Below are 17,525 nucleotides of genomic sequence, written 5' to 3' on the forward strand. Positions count from 1 at the left end.
AGACCAGTATGACCAACCAAAGGCCCGTGGCCAGGGGCTTCGGCGTTCCTGGCATGGGCTGTGCACTGGGCTTGGCACTCACTTTCGGAGACCGTGCCATGATCCAGCGCTGTACCGCCCTGCTCACCGCTCTGTTCGCCAGCCTGATGCTTTGCCAGGCCCCCGCCCACGCCGACGGCCTGGAGGACGTGGTCAAGCGCGGCACCCTGAAAGTCGCCGTGCCCCAGGACTTCCCGCCCTTCGGCTCGATTGGCCCGGACATGAAGCCGCGCGGCCTGGACATCGACACCGCGCAGCTGATTGCCGACCGCCTCAAGGTCAAGCTGGAACTGACCCCGGTCAACAGCACCAACCGCATCCCCTACCTCACCACCGGCAAGGTCGACCTGGTGATCTCCAGCCTGGGCAAGAACCCTGACCGCGAGAAAGTCATCGACTTCTCCAGCGCCTACGCGCCCTTCTACCTCGCGGTGTTCGGCCCGCCCGATGCGCCCATCGCCAGCCTCGACGACCTCAAGGGCAAGACCATCAGCGTCACCCGCGGCGCCATCGAGGACATCGAGCTGACCAAGGTCGCCCCCGAGGGCGTGACCATCAAGCGCTTCGAGGACAACAACTCGACCATCGCCGCCTACCTGGCCAACCAGGTGGACCTGATCGCCAGCGGCAACGTGGTGATGGTGGCCATCAGCGAGCGCAACCCCAAGCGCATCCCGGCGCTGAAGGTGAAGCTCAAGGATTCGCCGGTATACGTGGGCCTGAACAAGGACGAGCCGCAGCTGCTGGCCAAGGTCAACGAGATCATTGCCGCGGCGAAGCAGGACGGCGCCCTGGAAAAGAATTCGCAGACCTGGCTGAAGCAGCCACTGCCCGCCGACCTCTGAGGTAGCAGACCTTATATGGCTTACCACTTCGACTTTGCACCCGTGCTGGCCAACACCGACCTGCTGCTCAAGGGCGCGCTGTTCACCCTGGAACTGACGGCCATCGGCGCCCTGCTGGGCGTCAGCCTGGGGATCGTGGGCGGGGTGGTGCGGGCCTGGAAGATCCAGCCGTTCGCCCGCCTGTTCGGTGTGTACGTGGAACTGATCCGCAACACGCCGTTCCTGGTGCAACTGTTCTTCATCTTCTTCGGCCTGCCGTCTTTGGGCGTGCAGATCAGCGAATGGCAGGCGGCAGTACTGGCCATGGTGGTGAACCTGGGCGCCTACAGCACGGAAATCATCCGCGCCGGCATCCAGGCCATTCCCCGCGGCCAGCTGGAGGCCGCCGCCGCGCTGGCCATGAGCCGCGCCGAGGCGTTTCGCCACGTGGTGCTGGTGCCGGCGCTGGGCAAGGTGTGGCCGGCCCTGAGCAGCCAGATCATCATCGTCATGCTGGGTTCGGCGGTGTGCTCGCAGATCGCCACCCAGGAGCTGAGCTTCTACGCCAACTTCATTCAGTCGCGCAATTTCCGCGCCTTCGAGACCTACCTGCTGACCACCCTGGTGTACCTGGCCATGGCCATGCTGATCCGCGCCCTGCTCAATTGGCTGGGCCGCCGTTACCTTGCAAGGAGCCGCTGATGGATTTCACCTTATGGGACATCGTGCGCAACCTGCTCACCGGCCTGCAGTGGACCCTGGCCTTGAGCCTGGTGGCGTTCATCGGTGGCGGGCTGATCGGGCTGCTGGTGATGACGATGCGCATCAGTCCCAAGGCCCTGCCTCGCGGGCTTGCGCGCGGCTATATAGAACTGTTCCAGGGCACCCCGCTGCTGATGCAGCTGTTCCTGGTGTTCTTCGGCGTGGCACTGCTGGGCATCGACATTTCGCCCTGGGTGGCCGCCGCCCTAGCCCTGACGCTGTTCACCAGCGCCTACCTGGCCGAGATCTGGCGTGGCTGCGTGGAATCCATCGGCAGCGGCCAGTGGGAAGCCTCCGCCAGCCTGGCCATGACGCCTTATGAACAGCTGTGCCACGTGATCCTGCCCCAGGCGCTGCGCATTGCCGTGGCGCCCACCGTGGGCTTCTCGGTGCAGGTGGTGAAAGGCACCGCCGTCACCTCGATCATCGGCTTCACCGAACTGACCAAGACCGGCGGCATGCTCGCCAACGCCACCTTCGAACCCTTCACCGTCTACGGCCTGGTGGCGCTGGGCTATTTCGCCCTGTGCTACCCGCTGTCGCTCAGCGCCCGCTACCTGGAAAGGAGACTGCATGCCACTGCTTAGAATTTCCGCCCTGCACAAATACTACGGCGACCACCACGTGCTCAAGGGCATCGACCTGACCGTGGAAGAAGGCCAGGTAGTGGCCATCATCGGCCGCAGCGGCTCGGGCAAGAGCACCCTGCTGCGCACCCTCAACGGCCTGGAGTCGATCAACGACGGCGTCATCGAGGTGGACGGCGAATACCTGGACGCCGCCCGCGCCGATTTGCGCAGCCTGCGGCAGAAGGTCGGCATGGTGTTCCAGCAGTTCAACCTGTTCCCGCAACTGAGCGTGGGCGAGAACGTGATGCTGGCGCCGCAGGTGGTGCAGAAGGTGCCCAAGGCCAAGGCCGCGGCGCTGGCCCGGCAGATGCTCGAACGGGTGGGCCTGGGCGACAAGTTCGACGCCTTCCCCGACCGCCTGTCGGGCGGCCAGCAGCAGCGCGTGGCCATCGCCCGCGCCCTGGCCATGTCGCCCAAGGTGCTGCTGTGCGACGAGATCACCTCGGCGCTGGACCCCGAACTGGTCAACGAAGTGCTCAGCGTGGTGCGCCAGCTGGCCCAGGACGGCATGACGCTGATCATGGTCACCCACGAAATGCGCTTCGCCCGCGAAGTGGGCGACAAGCTGGTGTTCATGCACCAGGGCAAGGTGCACGAGGTGGGCCACCCCAAGCAGCTGTTCGCCGAGCCGCAGACCCCGGAACTGGCCAACTTCATCGGCATGCAGCACGCCTGACCCTACACCACCTCGTAGCAGCTGCCGCAGGCTGCGTCCAAGGTCCATGGCCCAGGACGCGGCCTGCGGCCGCTGCTACGTATCGGCGGGCATCCTCTGCAAACGCGTTGGCGGCAGGGTTGGTTCGTGGCACGATGGCAGGGTTATCGACCGGGATTCTCAGACCATGCCGCAAGCCACCCCCAAGAACCTTTCCCTGATCGCCGCCATCGATCTGGGCTCGAACAGCTTTCACATGGTAGTGGCCAAGGCCCACCATAATGAAATCCGCATTCTCGAGCGCCTGGGGGAGAAGGTTCAGCTGGCAGCCGGCATCGACGAACAGCGCAACCTGGACGAAGAGTCCATGCAGCGCGGCCTCGACTGCCTCAAGCGTTTTTCCCAGCTGATCAACGGCCTGCCCCTGGGCGCCGTGCGCATCGTGGGCACCAACGCCCTGCGCGAGGCGCGCAACCGCGGCGAGTTCATCCGCCGCGCCGAGGAAATCCTTGGCCACCCGGTGGAAGTCATCTCCGGCCGTGAAGAAGCCCGCCTGATCTACCTGGGCGTCTCGCATACCCTGGCCGACACCCCCGGCAAGCGCCTGGTAGCGGACATCGGCGGCGGCAGCACCGAATTCATCATTGGCCAGCGCTTCGAGCCGCTGCTGCGCGAAAGCCTGCAGATGGGCTGCGTGAGCTTCACCCAGCGCTACTTCAAGGACGGCAAGATCACCCCGGCGCGCTACGCCCAGGCCTACACCGCCGCGCGCCTGGAAATCATGAGCATCGAGAACGCCCTGCACCGCCTGACCTGGGACGAGGCCATCGGCTCCTCGGGCACCATCCGCGCCATCGGCGTGGCCCTGAAGGCCGGCGGCCATGGCACCGGCGAGGTCAATGCCGAGGGCCTGAGCTGGCTCAAGCGCAAGCTGTTCAAGCTGGGCGACGTCGACAAGATCGACTTCGACGGCATCAAGCCCGACCGCCGTTCGATCTTCCCGGCGGGCCTGGCGATCCTGGAGGCTATCTTCGACGCCCTGGAACTGCAGCGCATGGACCACTGCGAGGGCGCCCTGCGCGAAGGCGTGCTGTACGACCTGCTGGGCCGTCACCACCATGAAGACGTGCGCGAACGCACCCTGGGCTCGCTGATGGAACGCTACCACGTCGACCTGGACCAAGCCGAACGGGTGGAGCGCAAGGCGTTGCACGCCTTCGACCAGGTGGCCGAGGACTGGGGCCTGGAAGACGGCGTATGGCGTGAACTGCTGGGCTGGGCGGCGAAAGTGCACGAAGTGGGGCTGGACATCGCCCACTACCACTACCACAAGCACGGCGCCTACCTGATCGAGCACTCGGACCTGGCCGGCTTCTCCCGCGAAGACCAGCAAATGCTGGCCCTGCTGGTGCGTGGCCACCGGCGCAATATTCCCAAGGACAAGTTCGCCGAGTTCGGCGACGACGGCATCAAGCTGATTCGCCTGTGCGTGCTGCTGCGCTTCGCGATCCTGTTCCACCACATCCGTGGTACCCAGGAAATGCCGACCGTGAAGCTGTATGCCGGCCAGGACAGCCTGGAAGTGGAATTCCCGGCTGGCTGGCTGGAAGAGAACCAACTGACCCAGGCCGACTTCGCGCTGGAAGCGGAGTGGCTGACCCGGGTCGGCGTGATCCTTACCGTACGGTAAGAATCGGGATGCTCAGGCGCTCGAGCAGAGTGTCCTGGGCGCTGCGCGGGTTCTGGTTGCCGGTTGGCGAGCTACGCACGTAGCGGCCGTCCGGCTGCAGGATCCACGAGTGGGTGTTGTCGGTCAGGTAGCTTTCCAGCTCCTTCTTTACCCGCAGGATCAGCTTCTTGCCCTCTACCGGGAAGCACGTCTCCACGCGTTTATCCAGGTTGCGCTCCATCCAGTCGGCGCTGGAGAGGAACATCTGCTCTTCGCCCCCGTTGAGGAAGTAGAACACCCGGGTGTGCTCCAGGAAGCGGCCGATGATCGAGCGCACCTGAATGTTGTGCGACACCCCGGCAATGCCTGGGCGCAGGCAGCACATGCCACGCACTACCAGGTCGATGCGCACGCCCGACTGGCTGGCCTTGTACAGCGCGCGGATGACCTTGGGGTCGGTCAGCGAGTTGAACTTGGCGATGATGTGCGCCGGCTTGCCTTCCAGGGCGAATTGGGTCTCGCGGGCAATCATGTCGAGCATGCCCTTCTTCAGCGTGAACGGCGCGTGCAAAAGCTTCTTCATGCGCAAGGTCTTGCCCATGCCGATCAGCTGGCTGAACAGCTTGCCCACGTCTTCGCACAAGGCGTCGTCGGAGGTCAGCAGGCTGTAGTCGGTGTACAGGCGCGCGTTGCCGGCGTGGTAGTTGCCGGTGCCCAGGTGGGCGTAGCGCACGATCTCGCCGGCTTCGCGGCGCAGAATCAGCATCATCTTGGCGTGGGTCTTGAAGCCCACCACGCCGTAGATCACCACCGCGCCGGCAGCCTGCAGGCGGCTGGCCATCTGCAGGTTGGACTCTTCGTCGAAACGGGCGCGCAGTTCGATGACCGCGGTCACTTCCTTGCCGTTACGCGCGGCGTCCACCAGCGCATCGACGATTTCCGAGTTGGCGCCGCTGCGGTACAGGGTCTGGCGCACGGCCAGCACGTGCGGGTCCTTGGCGGCCTGGCGCAGCAGGTCGACCACGGGGGTGAACGACTCGAACGGGTGCAGCAGCAGGATGTCCTGCTTGCTGATCACGCTGAAGATGTTCTCGCTGTTCTGCAGCAGCTTGGGGATGGCCGGGGTGAACGGCTTGTATTGCAGCTCCGGGTGGCTGTCCAGGCCGGTGATGCTGAACAGGCGCGTAAGGTTGACCGGGCCGTTGACCTGGTACAGCTCCGACTCCGACAGGCTGAACTGCTTGAGCAGGTAGTCGGACAGGTGTTTGGGGCAGGTGTCGGCCACTTCCAGGCGCACGGCATCGCCGTAGCGACGCGAGAACAGCTCGCCGCGCAGGGCGCGGGCCAGGTCTTCGACGTCTTCGGAGTCCAGCGCAAGGTCGGCGTTACGGGTCAGGCGGAACTGGTAGCAACCCTTCACCTTCATGCCCTGGAACAGGTCATCGGCGTGGGCGTGGATCATCGACGACAGGAACACGAAGTTGTCGCCAGCACCAGACACCTCTTCCGGCACGCGGATGACCCGCGGCAGCAGGCGTGGCGCCGGAATGATGGCCAGGCCCGAGTCGCGGCCGAAGGCGTCGATGCCTTCCAGCTCGACGATAAAGTTCAGGCTCTTGTTCACCAGCAACGGGAACGGGTGCGTAGGATCGAGGCCGATGGGGGTGATGATCGGCGCGATTTCGTCGCGGAAGTAGCGGCGCACCCAGGTCTTGAGCTTGGTGGTCCAGTTGCGGCGGCGGATGAAGCGCACCTGGTGCTTTTCCAGCTCTGGCAGCAGGATGTCGTTGAGGATCGCGTACTGGCGGTCCACGTGGCCGTGCACCAGCTCGCTGATGCGTGCCAGCGCCTGGTGCGGCTGCAGGCCGTCGGCGCCGGCCTGTTCACGGGCGAAGGTGATCTGTTTCTTCAGGCCCGCCACGCGAATCTCGAAGAACTCGTCGAGGTTGCTGGAGAAGATCAGCAGGAACTTGAGGCGTTCCAGCAGCGGGTAGGACTCATCCAGTGCCTGTTCCAGCACGCGGATGTTGAACTGCAACTGGGAAAGCTCGCGGTGGATGTACAGGCTGCTGTCATCCAGGCCCGGCACGGCCACCGGCGCCGGGGCGCTGGCAGGCGTGGCGTCGGCCACGGGCTCTTCGACCGGTTCCATGGCCGGTGGCGTTTCGATGATCTGCTCAAGCACGGGCTGTGCTTCTTTCACGGCAGTTTCGTGAAGTGCTTCGTTATTCATCTAGCGTTCCTGAAGGGCTCAATTGCCCTCTCATTCAGTTGAGCGGCACGGTTTGCAATCAGGTGAGGCAGCATCTGGCACGATAGTATCGTCGGCAGCGTGGCTATAGACACTGACGAGGCGGGACGCCAACTCATCACACTGACGGTGGCGGGAGGGCAGGCGCAGGGCGCGGGCACGGCTCACGGCAAACTCCTGGGCCCACGCGTGCGGGCCGGCGCGACAGTTATAAGCGGCCATTATGACGGTTGCATGACAATCTTGCGTCAACGCCATACAGATAGCCTCCGACATTGTCATTCTGCCCGCCGTTCACGTCGAGACACATTTCGACACTTTCCCGAATGGCCGCGACGGGTTAGGCTGCGCGTTCATTTCGCCAGCATCCAGACAATGCTCCAACAATTTCTGCAGGATTTCGGCTACCTGGCCCTCTTTCTTGGTACGTTTTTCGAAGGCGAGACGATTCTGGTCCTCGCCGGGTTTCTTGCGTTCCGCGGATACATGGATATCAACCTGGTCGTGGTGGTTGCCTTCTTCGGCAGCTACGCCGGCGACCAGCTCTGGTACTTCCTGGGGCGCAAGCATGGGCGCAAGTTGCTCGCGCGCAAGCCGCGCTGGCAGCTCATGGGCGACCGGGCGCTGGAACACATTCGCAAGCACCCCGACATCTGGGTCCTGAGCTTCCGCTTCGTGTACGGCCTGCGCACGGTCATGCCGGTGGCCATCGGCCTGTCTGGCTACCCGCCACGGCGCTACCTGCTGCTCAATGGCATCGGCGCCGCCGTGTGGGCCACGGTGCTGGCCCTGGCAGCCTACCACTTCGGCGCCATCCTCGAAGGGTTGCTGGGCAACATCAAGAAATACGAACTGTGGGTGCTGGGCGGCCTGCTGGTGCTGGGTGGCCTGCTGTGGCTGCGCCGGCGCATCAAGGCGGCACGCGTGGCCCGCAAGCTGGCCGCCCAGGAAGCCGAGTAATCAACGCGCCGCGGCGCCCAGCCTGAGGCCCGCCCCGCGCTGCCAGGCCAGCCCGCCCAGGCTGGCCACGCTGTACACCAGCAAGGCCGGCCAGGCCCAGGCACTGGCCGGCAGCAGCCCCCAGGGCGCCGCCAGTGCCACCATCGGCACGTTCAGCCCCAAGCGCAGCAACTCCAGGCGCATGGCCTGCGGGCGCGCCTCCAGCGCCGTCCCCAGCACGAACAACCCCCACCCCATCCACGCGCAGCCCAGCAGCAGCCCCGCCAGCGGCATGCTCGCACCAAAGGCCAGCAGGTAGCTGCCCAGCGCCACATGCACGGCGAACTGCGCCACCACGTAGGCCTGCTGGCGCGCCCCCAGTGGCACGTGAAACAGCGTGAACTGGCCCAGGTCGGGCTTGCCCATGGGATAACGTGCCGCCACATCCGCCGGGCGCCAGCCGGTGGGCATGAACCATAGCCGCAGCTTGTCGCGCCAGCGCCGGGTGCGCCGTGCATCCGCCCACAACTGCGCGTAGAACTGCAGGTTGGCCCACACGGGGTTCCAGCTGCGCAGCGGCGTGGTCACGCCGAAAATCACCGGCTCGCGCTCGTATTCCTCCTGGAAGGTGCCGAACAGGCGATCCCAGACAATGAACACTCCGCCGTAATTGCGATCCATGTAGAGAGGGTTCTGCGCATGATGCACCCGGTGGTTCGACGGCGTGACCAGCACCCACTCCAGCCAACCCAGCTTCGGCACATGGCGGGTGTGCACCCAGAACTGGTACAGCAGGTTCAGCGCCGCGACCGTGGCGAACACCAGCGGCGGCACGCCCAGCAGCGCCAGCGGCAGGTAGAACAACCAGGCGAAGATAAACCCGGTGCTGGTCTGGCGCAGGGCGGTGCTCAGGTTGTATTCCTCGCTCTGGTGGTGCACCGAATGCGCGGCCCACAGTACGTTGCGCTCATGGCCCAGGCGGTGCAGCCAGTAGTAGCAGAAGTCGTAGCCAACAAACGCCAGCAGCCACACCCAGGCCCGCTCGGCCGGCAGGGCCAGCAATGCCAGGTGCTGCCAGGCGAAGGCGTAGGTCAATAGGCCCAGGCCCTTGGTGACCAGCCCCGTGGTGGTGGACAACACGCCGGTGCTGAGGCTGTTAATGGCATCGGCCAGGCTGTAGCTGCGACGCCCGCGCCAACGGTCGGCCAGCAGTTCCAGGGCAATCAGCAGGAAGAAAAACGGTACGGCGTATAGGATCAGATCCATGGCGACAACCCGTGGGAAGATCAGCCAAGATTAGGCGTGTGCTAGGCAAAACCCTACGGCGGCCAGTGACAATTCAAGGGACATTAACGCCATGAATTCGGGAGAGAACCCAACATGACCAAGAAAGTTGCCGTGATCCTTTCCGGCTGCGGCGTCTACGACGGCGCGGAAATCCACGAGAGCGTCATCACCCTGCTGCGCCTGAACCAGCGCGGTGCGCAGGTGCAGTGCTTCGCGCCCAACGTGCAGCAGATGCACGTGATCAACCACCTCACCGGCGAGGAAATGCCCGAGACCCGCAACGTGCTGGTGGAGTCGGCGCGCATCGCCCGTGGCGAGGTCAAGGACCTGGCAGAAGCCGACGCCGATGCGTTCGACGCCCTGATCGTGCCGGGTGGCTTCGGCGCCGCCAAGAACCTCTCCACCTTCGCCACCCAGGGCGCCGGCTGCACGGTCAACGCACAGCTGCTGGAACTGGCCGAAGCCTTCGCCGAGGCCGGCAAGCCGGTGGGGCTGATCTGCATCTCCCCGGCCCTGGCCGCGAAGATCTACGGGCCGGGCGTGACCTGCACCATCGGCACCGACGAGCAGACCGCCAAGGCCATCGACAAGATGGGCGGCACCCATGAGCGCTGCGCAGTCGGCGACATCGTCGAAGACACCGCACGCAAGCTGGTAAGCACGCCGGCCTACATGAGCGCGAAGACCATCGGCGAAGCGGCGGAAGGCATCAACAAACTGGTAGACCGCGTGCTGGAGCTCACCACCGCCTGATCGTAGCCGCTGCCGCCAGGCTGCGCTGGCCCCTGGGTGCACTGAAGAGTTCCAGGGTGGACAAGGGCCAGCGCAGCCTGCGGCAGCGGCTACAGTGGGTTGGCGTTAGCGCGATGTGGGGTTCAGGCACGCGCCAGGCGGGTGAGGATGCGGTCCAGGCTGTTGGCGAACGCCTGCTTGTCCTTGTCACCATACCCCGCCTGGCCGCCACCCACCTGCCCCTGCTCGCGCAGGTCGGTGAACAGGTTGCGCACGGCCAGGCGCTCGCCCATGTTGCGCTCGTCGAACTCCTTGCCGCGCGGGTCCAGGCAGGCCACGCCCTTCTTCACCAGGCGGTCGGCCAGCGGCACGTCGCTGCAGATCACCAGTTCGCCGGGCACGGCGTGCTCCACCAGGTAATCGTCCGCCGCATCCGGCCCCGCCGGCACGACCACCAGCTTCACGCAGGCGAAGGCCGGCTTGATCAACGGTACCCCCGCCACCATCAGCACCTCGAACTGGCGCTTGAGGGCAAATTTGATGACCTGATCCTTGGCCGCCTTGGGGCAGGCGTCGGCATCGATCCATACGCGCATGGTTGGCTCACTACTTGAAAAAACGGGCGCCAGTGTAGCCCACCGGCACGACTCATTGCAGGCGCGCCAGAGACTGTCGAACTATTAAATAGTTCACTAACTAGTTTGTTTTAGTTACAATTTTACTGATAGCAAATTGACATTGTTGTTTTTCAGACACAAAGCGATTTCGTTGCGTGGCAATACCGATGGGCGCAAGGAAGCCGTTTCACCCCTAAATGGATGTAAGGAAGTAGTTTCATGTTCAAGCAAACCGTGGCTGTTCTGTCCCTCGCCGCCGCACTCGCTGGCTGCCAAGCCACTGGCGAGGACTATCAGGCAGACGTCTTCGACGCCAGCCAGGTCAACACCAAGCAGCCTGCCAAGACCGTGCAGATCCTGACCGTTTCCCCTACCAAGATCAAAGTCAGCAATGCCGCCAACCGCCAGGCAGCCCAAGTTGTAGGCGGCCTGCTGGGTGCAGTGGGTGGTGGCGCGCTGGGCGCCAAGCATAATAGCGACACCGCGCTGGTCGGCGCAGTGGGTGGCGGCGCAGCAGGCGCATTGGCCGGTTCCATGGTCAGCGAAACCAGCCTGGTCCCAGGCGTGCTGCTGGGCTATTCGGAAAACGGCAAGATCTACACCTCGGCCCAGGTCGGCAAACCTTGCCAGTTCACCCCAGGCAGCGTCTCGCTGATGGTGATGATGCTGAACAACGAAACCCGCATCCAGCCTAACGCCACCTGCCCAGAACCTGCCAAAGGCTGATGCTTGCCATGAATCGCACACTCATTGCCTTGACCCTGTCGCTGCTGGCGGCCCAGGCTGATGCCGGGCAATTCGACCAGTTGCATCAGATTGAAGTACAGCAACAGCAAGTGGAGGCAGCCCAGCAGGCCGCCTACCAGCGCCAGTGGGAAGAGCAGCAGGCCAAGGCCCAGGCCCGCGACGAAGCCAACCGCCGCGCCCGCGCCGCCGCCCAGGCCCGCGCCGCAGAGCAAGCCGCTGCCGAGCGCAAGGCCGTTGCCCAGGAAAATACCCGCCTGCGCACCCGTGCCGAGCAGCAGGAAGACGAAGACCGCGCCCTGGACATCGAAGAGCGCAAGCTCAAGCTGCAGACGATGAAAGCCAAGGCCGACCGCGCCAACGACTACATCGACGCCGACCTGCGCAGCAGCGCTGCCCAGACCGACGTGGTGCAATCCAAGGCCGATGCCACGCGCAACGTCAGCTCGGGCACCAAGGCCCTGCTGGAAGACACCGGCAAGGCCGACGTCAACCGCTCGAACAAGCTGTTCGGCAACTGACCCGCCCGCCCCGCAAAAGCCCACTTCGGTGGGCTTTTTTTCGCCCCCAGGGTGCAGCCGCTCACAGCGCGAAGCCAGCGCGGGCTTTCTGCAGGTTCGCCCTGGCCGTTTCCAGCCACTCAACGCGCGGGGGCTGCCCGGGCAAAGGTGGGGCGGCGGGGCCGTCAGGTACCTTGGCCGCCACCGGCTGCAGCGCCTCATGAGCGGCCAGCACCTGCTTCAGGTCGGTGCTGGTGGCATTGGCCTTGGTCAAGGGTTCTGTTGGGGCCAGGGTCTCGACCAGTTCCAGCACCGCCCCGGTATTTCGGGTAAATGCCCGTACTTTGTCCGGCAGCGCCGTCATCGGCAGTTGCAGGCCCGTCAGGCTGTCGAAGGCGGTGATCACCGGGGCTCCCACCTTGCCGCGGAACACCGGGGTGCCCAGGGACGGAATCAACAGCCCCACCAGGTAACGCGGGTCTTTGCGCTGCACGCTCAGGCCGATGCTGCCAACCGCCACCGCCACCCCAAGCACTTGGCCAGCCGTGGCAAGCAGCGAAAGCGACTTGTTCGTCTCGCTGTCGAAAAAGATGCAGCGGTAGCGGAAGTAGTCGCTGAACAGCTCCCGTTCCTTGAGCGCAGCGTTCATGAACCAGGCCCGGGAGTCGTGGACGTACTGGTCGTACAGCTGCACGATCGGCAGCATGCCCTCGCGCACCTGCGCCCGTTCGTCGAACAGCCGGTGGTAGGCGCGGTTGCCCATGCGCCGCAGCTGGTCGTACTCCCAGGCCTCGTCCTGCTCGTTGGTGAGGTACACCAGCCCGCCGGCCAGCGCGTTGATGATGGTGCCCGTACTGAACGCTTCTCCCCCCTCGCGCAGACCCCACTGGGGTATGTAGTCACGGCGAAAATCGGCCATGGCGTTGTCCAGCTGACGCTGGTCCAGCAGTGGCTCGAATGCCTTGCTGGTGTTGAGGTTGATGGGCGCCTGCAGCCCCAGGCGCCGCTCGTACTCGGCCTTGACCTGCAGCAGGCCATCATGGCGTTGCTGTTCGGCCTCTGTCCGGGGCGCCGGCGCTTCGCCCTTGCGCAGGGCCACGTCGTCCTGCAGCTGCTGCTTGTGCAGCGCCGCCAGGGCCTCGGCTTCGTGGGGCTTCATGTCGTTGTTGTAGACAGCGCGGTAGCCTTGGGTGTCGCGCAGGAAATGGTTGGCGTAGCGGTGGATGCGCCAACCGGTGAGTTGCGCGGCCTGGTGGGCGAGGACGTCTTCGAGGGGGCCGTCGATGAGGGTGGCTTGCCAGGCGTTGAAGGTGGTGATGAGGTTAACTGATACGTCAAATTCGTTGTAGGTTTCGTCGGCCATGCGAAGCCAGGGCTGAGTATTGAAGTGAGAAGACTCAATTGCATCAGCAGGGGCTTGGAGCGGGGCGCCGACCTGATAGGCCTCGGCATACATGCAGTGCAGCGCTATTTGTGAAAGTACATGCTCCCCACCACCCAACGATTTCCCCTGATCACCCGGCGGGTACCCGCCCCCGACGTCGGAGTGCACACCCGGCAACACATATTCGGCCGTGCCCTTGCGGTAGGTCGAGGGGCAAGCGGGATCGTTCGGGTCGGCCTTGCGCCGAATCGAGTCCACGGGAAAACAGCCGCGTTGCTCGTGGGCCGACACCAAGTGCACGCAACGCTCCAGGAATTTTTCGCTGTCGGACAGGCGCATGGTGCCGTCCGCCCAGGCCATGTGCCCGGCGGCGAACGGCAGCACATAGGCCATGCCCACCGACGCCACGGTGTCGAACAGCCCCAGGAAGGCGATGCACACCGGCACGCCGGCCAGCAGGTAACAGGTCTCGCCCCCCACCTGCACCTGGGCCAGGTCCTCCAGCCAGCGGGCAAAGGCCCGCGCCTCGGCCGCCCCGCGGGAGAAGCCGTACACGTACAGGCGCATGGCCTTGATCAGCGGTATGGCTTTTTGTTGGTGCAGCGCCTCGATCGTTGCCTGCCGCGCCAGCAACGGCGCCTGCAGCACCTCCTGGCGGCGGGTGTGGCCCGGTTTGAGCAGCGAGGCGCCCAGGGCGTCCTGCAAGGCCGAGGTGCCCATTTGCTGAACTAATGCGTTGGCCTCTTCAGGCGGCAGATAGGGCTCACCACACGCCTGCTGCAACGCATCCAGTAGCCGGGTAAGGCCCCAGTTGATGCGGTTCTCGCCGCCAGTGCCGTATTTGAGCCCGGCGTCGGAAGGTTCGAATTCGCCGATTTCCTTGAATTCGGTGCCTACGCCGGGGATGTAGTAGGCATAGATCCCCTGAGCCCCTAGGGTCTCGGCCTGGGGTTGGCCGCTCCCAAGGCTGGCGTGATACAGGCGCGCCACGTTGGAGGTGGTAGGCGGTTTGTTCTTCGCATCCGAAGGTTCATGATTATTGGTCCCATCAAAACACAGCGTCACATGCAGCACTTGCATGCAGGGCGGCCCGAAAAACGGGCGGTTCGCCGTCCAAGCCTCGTGCATCAGCGCCAGCTCGACCTGCCGCTCGGCGCGCAGCTGCTGGCGGTAATTGAATGCCACGTCCTTCGGGCCGTGGGGCAAAAGCCCTCGGCTGTCGAACACTGCAATCCTGCTGACAGGCTCCGCCGCAGTTTTGCCGGCATCGGGAATCAAGGGGTCGGACATACGGCGGGGTCCTCCATTTTATGCGGAAATTTGAACGGGTATTTCTCCATCCCTGGCAGTTCAGCCACTGCCGACACCGCGACCTGGTTACAAGGCAGGAAATGCACGTCAACAACACCCAACTTGTCGTACGGCGCTACTTCTACCCAGGCGCTGTGGCGGGTGTAATGTGTTTTGTGCTCTGCCATCCTCTGGCTCCAGGCATCACTGAATATCCGCTCTGGCCAACTTCCGTAGGAGGTAGGATCAGGATCCCTCTCCCACTCCACCAACACCTTCAATCCCGGCTGCCATTTAACCGGCAACAGCACGCAGCAATTCTGCTTGCCACCCCCGCCATAGGGCCCAACGTTCGGTCCCCCATTGCGGTTGACCATGAACCAGTTGATCGCCGCCCCCGTATGGTTGCGCCCCTCTATCGGCGCCCCCAGCTTGCTCGGCGGCTTCGGCGTGCAGCCCGCCACTGCCACCAGCGCCAACAGTGCAAGCACTTGGGTGGCGCGCATAAATACAGCGATCATGACGCGGGGCATACGGCGGGCTCCTGCATGCGCGGGGGGAAATCGAAGGGGTATCCCTTCATGCCGGGCCGATAGATGGAGGCGCCTACCGCTATTTTGTCGCAGGGCAGGAAATGCACGTTTACAACACCCAACTTGTCGTACGGCGCTACTTCTACCCAGGCGCTGTGGCGGGTGTACATAGTCCGGTGAGCGCGCATCTTCAAACGCCAGGCATCACTGAAGGGCCGCTCGTTCCACTGCCCGGACGCCCCGGCATTGGGATCCTTCTCCCACTCCACCAACACCTTCAACCCCGGCTGCCATTTAACCGGCAACAGCACGCAGCAATTCTGCTTGCCACCCCCGCCATAGGGCCCAACGTTCGGTCCCCCATTGCGGTTGACCATGAACCAGTTGATCGCCGCCCCCGTATGGTTGCGCCCCTCTATCGGCGCCCCCAGCTTGCTCGGCGGCTTCGGCGTGCAGCCCGCCACTGCCACCAGCGCCAACAGCGCAAGCACTTGGGTGGCGCGCATAAATAAAGCGGTCATGGCGCGGGGCATACGGCGGGCTCCTGCATGCGCGGGGGGAAATCGAAGGGGTATCCCTTCATGCCGGGCCGATAGATGGAGGCGCCTACCGCTATTTTGTTGCAGGGCAGAAAATGCACGTTTACAACACCCAGCTTGTCGTACGGAGCTACTTCTACCCAGGCGCTGTGGCGGGTATAAAACGTTTTATGTTGCGCAGCCCTCCGACTCCACGCATCGCTGAACAGGGGCTCCGGCCAGGAGCCATAGCCGTGAGGATCAGGATCCTTCTCCCACTCCACCAACACCTTCAATCCCGGCTGCCATTTAACCGGCAACAGCACGCAACAGGTCTGGCTTCGCCCGCCCAGATAAGGTCCAAAGTTGGAGCCCCCATTGCGGTTGACCATGAACCAGTTGATCGCCGCCCCCGTATGGTTGCGCCCCTCGATCGGCGCCCCCAGCTTGCTCGGCGGCTTCGGCGTGCAGCCCGCCACTGCCACCAGCGCCAACAGCGCAAGCACTTGGGTGGCGCGCATAAATACAGCGGTCATGGCGCGGGGCATACGGCGGGCTCCTGCATGCGCGGGGGGAAATCGAAGGGGTATCCCTTCATGCCAGGCAGCTCGGCCACTGCCGACACCGCGACCTGGTTACAAGGCAGGAAATGCACGTCAACAACACCCAGCTTGTCGTACGGCGCTACTTCTACCCAGGCGCTGTGGCGGCTATAACCAGTTCGATGCCGCTTGCCTCGCGCCATCCAGGCCTCGCTGTACATGGGCTCTGGCCAGGAGCCATAGGCATGAGGGGCAGGATCCTTCTCCCACTCCACCAACACCCTCAACCCCGGGTGCCATTTAACCGGCAAGAGCACGCAACAGGTTTGACTACCACCCCCGCCATAGGGCCCAACGTTCGGCCCCCCATTGCGGTTGACCATGAACCAGTTGATCGCCGCCCCCGTATGGTTACGCCCCTCTATCGGCGCCCCCAGCTTGCTCGGCGGCTTCGGCGTGCAGCCTGCCAGCCCCACTGTCAGCACCGCTGCGAGCCATGGGGCAAGGCCGCTCATCAAAAGCGCCCCGTACGGATGCAGTATTCGCTGTGCTGCGCCAACCACGTTTCGACATAGGCATCCAGCTGCAGCGCCACGGTCTTGTCCCGCTGGGCCGCCATATGGGCCATCCACACGTGGTGTACCAGGGCCTCGCGTGCGGTAATACCGTAGTCCCCCGAACCCAGCAGGCGCTGCCGGTACCAACGCTGCGCCTGGCTCCAGGCTGCGAACGCGGCCATTTGATAGGCATCCAGCGCCAGCGCGGTGTCGGGCAGCACGCTATTGGCCAGTGGCTGGTCCAGGCCGTGTACCTGGCGCACTACGCCATCGCGGTCGCGCCACTGCCAGTGGACGATGCCGGCATGCAGCAGCTTCGCCTGCCAAGGGTGGAGCTGCTCCACCACTGCGCCGAACAGCACAGGGTCGTAGAACCGGAAAATCCCGCTTTGTTGGCCGCCCTCCCACTGCGCCTGGGTAAAGTAGGCCAGGTGCGTGGCCAGGTTTTCCAGCGGCCAGCGGCTGCCGATGACCAGGTAGCAAGGGTTCTGGTGGTGGGCCGTGAAAAGCTGGGTAACCCAGGCGCGGTGGTGGGGGTCGGCCCAGTTGAGCCGCACCAGGATCGGGCCCTGGCTTGCCAGGGCGTGCTCAGGGGTAGCGGCCAGCAATTGGCATTCGGCGAGGGGCTGCGCCAACATTTCGCGGGCTGACCAGACCGGGCACTGCAAGGCGGTGGCGTCCACCAGCAGGTCAAGGTGGCCATGCCCTTGCGCCCGGCTTTGCAGGCTCAAGTGTTCAATCCATTGCAGGGCGGTGGGTTGCATGGTGGCTCCAGGGTCAGCGGGCGATGAACAGTTCAGCGTGCGCCTTGGCACGTTGCAGGCAGGCTTCGCACACCACGGGGGTGTGCACTTCCAGTGCGCTGGCAGCCGAATCGGCAGGGGGGAGAAGGGCCATCAACCGCCCTGCCGCCTCCTCGGCGGTTTCCCCCGGGCGCTGCGCCAGCCCTGGCTGCAGGGCTGGGCCCGCCACCGGCGCGCCCCCCTGGGTGATGGGCACGCTGCTGGTAATGCCGGCGTCAGTGAGCATCAGGAACTGGCCGCCTACCCGCAG

The 17,525-nt window shown here is 64.5% G+C and carries 18 protein-coding genes and 1 pseudogene; 9 read left to right on the forward strand and 10 right to left on the reverse strand.

The window, feature by feature from the left end; translation table 11 throughout:
* The first annotated feature begins 98 nt into the window (after window positions 1-98).
* From AC0Z2B_RS30770 to ppx, 5 genes are all read left to right on the forward strand, one after another.
* Window positions 99-884, forward strand: a complete 786-nt coding sequence (locus AC0Z2B_RS30770) for a transporter substrate-binding domain-containing protein (protein ID WP_416421899.1) — start codon at window positions 99-101, stop codon at window positions 882-884.
* A gap of 15 nt (window positions 885-899) precedes the next feature.
* Window positions 900-1,565, forward strand: a complete 666-nt coding sequence (locus AC0Z2B_RS30775; protein ID WP_416421898.1) for an amino acid ABC transporter permease — start codon at window positions 900-902, stop codon at window positions 1,563-1,565.
* On the forward strand, window positions 1,562-2,212 hold the full coding sequence (locus AC0Z2B_RS30780; protein ID WP_476301785.1) for an amino acid ABC transporter permease: 651 nt from the start codon (window positions 1,562-1,564) through the stop codon (window positions 2,210-2,212). The genes AC0Z2B_RS30775 and AC0Z2B_RS30780 overlap by 4 nt, the downstream gene beginning before the upstream one ends.
* Window positions 2,199-2,930, forward strand: coding sequence for an amino acid ABC transporter ATP-binding protein (locus AC0Z2B_RS30785; RefSeq protein ID WP_476301761.1), 732 nt, complete (start codon window positions 2,199-2,201; stop codon window positions 2,928-2,930). Before AC0Z2B_RS30780 ends, AC0Z2B_RS30785 begins: the two co-directional genes overlap by 14 nt.
* A gap of 166 nt (window positions 2,931-3,096) precedes the next feature.
* Complete coding sequence (gene ppx / locus AC0Z2B_RS30790; RefSeq protein WP_416421896.1) at window positions 3,097-4,599, forward strand: exopolyphosphatase; 1,503 nt, start codon at window positions 3,097-3,099, stop codon at window positions 4,597-4,599.
* Here the strand turns inward: ppx and ppk1 are convergent.
* Complete coding sequence (gene ppk1 / locus AC0Z2B_RS30795; protein ID WP_476301763.1) at window positions 4,586-6,811, reverse strand: polyphosphate kinase 1; 2,226 nt, start codon at window positions 6,809-6,811, stop codon at window positions 4,586-4,588. The two genes, ppx and ppk1, sit on opposite strands and share 14 nt — an antisense overlap.
* A gap of 393 nt (window positions 6,812-7,204) precedes the next feature.
* Here ppk1 and AC0Z2B_RS30800 point away from each other — a divergent pair, with 393 nt between their 5' ends.
* On the forward strand, window positions 7,205-7,789 hold the full coding sequence (locus AC0Z2B_RS30800; protein WP_416421894.1) for a DedA family protein: 585 nt from the start codon (window positions 7,205-7,207) through the stop codon (window positions 7,787-7,789).
* On the opposite strand, the gene AC0Z2B_RS30805 is transcribed toward AC0Z2B_RS30800, so the two are convergent.
* Entirely contained in the window at window positions 7,790-9,034 is a 1,245-nt protein-coding gene (locus AC0Z2B_RS30805) for a sterol desaturase family protein (protein WP_476301765.1), read from the reverse strand.
* A gap of 114 nt (window positions 9,035-9,148) precedes the next feature.
* On the opposite strand from AC0Z2B_RS30805, the gene elbB reads away from it, so the two are divergent.
* Window positions 9,149-9,808: an isoprenoid biosynthesis glyoxalase ElbB gene (elbB, locus tag AC0Z2B_RS30810; protein WP_416421892.1), complete on the forward strand. Its 660-nt coding sequence runs from the start codon at window positions 9,149-9,151 to the stop codon at window positions 9,806-9,808.
* 122 nt (window positions 9,809-9,930) lie between these two features.
* Here elbB and AC0Z2B_RS30815 read toward each other — a convergent pair whose 3' ends face one another.
* Window positions 9,931-10,383: a YaiI/YqxD family protein gene (locus AC0Z2B_RS30815; RefSeq protein WP_416427517.1), complete on the reverse strand. Its 453-nt coding sequence runs from the start codon at window positions 10,381-10,383 to the stop codon at window positions 9,931-9,933.
* 240 nt (window positions 10,384-10,623) lie between these two features.
* Here AC0Z2B_RS30815 and AC0Z2B_RS30820 point away from each other — a divergent pair, with 240 nt between their 5' ends.
* Together AC0Z2B_RS30820 and AC0Z2B_RS30825 are read left to right on the forward strand one after the other, a co-directional pair.
* Window positions 10,624-11,130 (forward strand): hypothetical protein, encoded by a 507-nt coding sequence (locus AC0Z2B_RS30820; RefSeq protein ID WP_476301767.1) that lies wholly within the window; start codon window positions 10,624-10,626, stop codon window positions 11,128-11,130.
* An 8-nt stretch (window positions 11,131-11,138) separates the two neighbouring features.
* Window positions 11,139-11,669: a DUF5384 family protein gene (locus AC0Z2B_RS30825; RefSeq protein ID WP_476301769.1), complete on the forward strand. Its 531-nt coding sequence runs from the start codon at window positions 11,139-11,141 to the stop codon at window positions 11,667-11,669.
* 61 nt (window positions 11,670-11,730) lie between these two features.
* Here AC0Z2B_RS30825 and AC0Z2B_RS30830 read toward each other — a convergent pair whose 3' ends face one another.
* From AC0Z2B_RS30830 to AC0Z2B_RS30860, 7 genes and pseudogenes are all read right to left on the reverse strand, one after another.
* Window positions 11,731-14,322 (reverse strand): T6SS phospholipase effector Tle1-like catalytic domain-containing protein, encoded by a 2,592-nt coding sequence (locus AC0Z2B_RS30830; protein ID WP_476301771.1) that lies wholly within the window; start codon window positions 14,320-14,322, stop codon window positions 11,731-11,733.
* Window positions 14,307-14,855, reverse strand: coding sequence for a DUF3304 domain-containing protein (locus AC0Z2B_RS30835; protein WP_476301773.1), 549 nt, complete (start codon window positions 14,853-14,855; stop codon window positions 14,307-14,309). Before AC0Z2B_RS30835 ends, AC0Z2B_RS30830 begins: the two co-directional genes overlap by 16 nt.
* Entirely contained in the window at window positions 14,840-15,388 is a 549-nt protein-coding gene (locus AC0Z2B_RS30840; protein ID WP_476301775.1) for a DUF3304 domain-containing protein, read from the reverse strand. Before AC0Z2B_RS30840 ends, AC0Z2B_RS30835 begins: the two co-directional genes overlap by 16 nt.
* Entirely contained in the window at window positions 15,373-15,921 is a 549-nt protein-coding gene (locus AC0Z2B_RS30845; protein ID WP_476301777.1) for a DUF3304 domain-containing protein, read from the reverse strand. The genes AC0Z2B_RS30840 and AC0Z2B_RS30845 overlap by 16 nt, the downstream gene beginning before the upstream one ends.
* Window positions 15,906-16,430, reverse strand: coding sequence for a DUF3304 domain-containing protein (locus AC0Z2B_RS30850; protein WP_476301779.1), 525 nt, complete (start codon window positions 16,428-16,430; stop codon window positions 15,906-15,908). Before AC0Z2B_RS30850 ends, AC0Z2B_RS30845 begins: the two co-directional genes overlap by 16 nt.
* Window positions 16,430-17,236, reverse strand: coding sequence for a DUF4123 domain-containing protein (locus AC0Z2B_RS30855; RefSeq protein WP_476301781.1), 807 nt, complete (start codon window positions 17,234-17,236; stop codon window positions 16,430-16,432). The genes AC0Z2B_RS30850 and AC0Z2B_RS30855 overlap by 1 nt, the downstream gene beginning before the upstream one ends.
* Before the next feature lie 13 nt (window positions 17,237-17,249).
* A pseudogene (locus AC0Z2B_RS30860) lies at window positions 17,250-17,525 on the reverse strand (hypothetical protein); the annotation flags it as partial.

The sequence above is a fragment of the Pseudomonas sp. GYB4201 genome, from assembly GCF_056312595.1.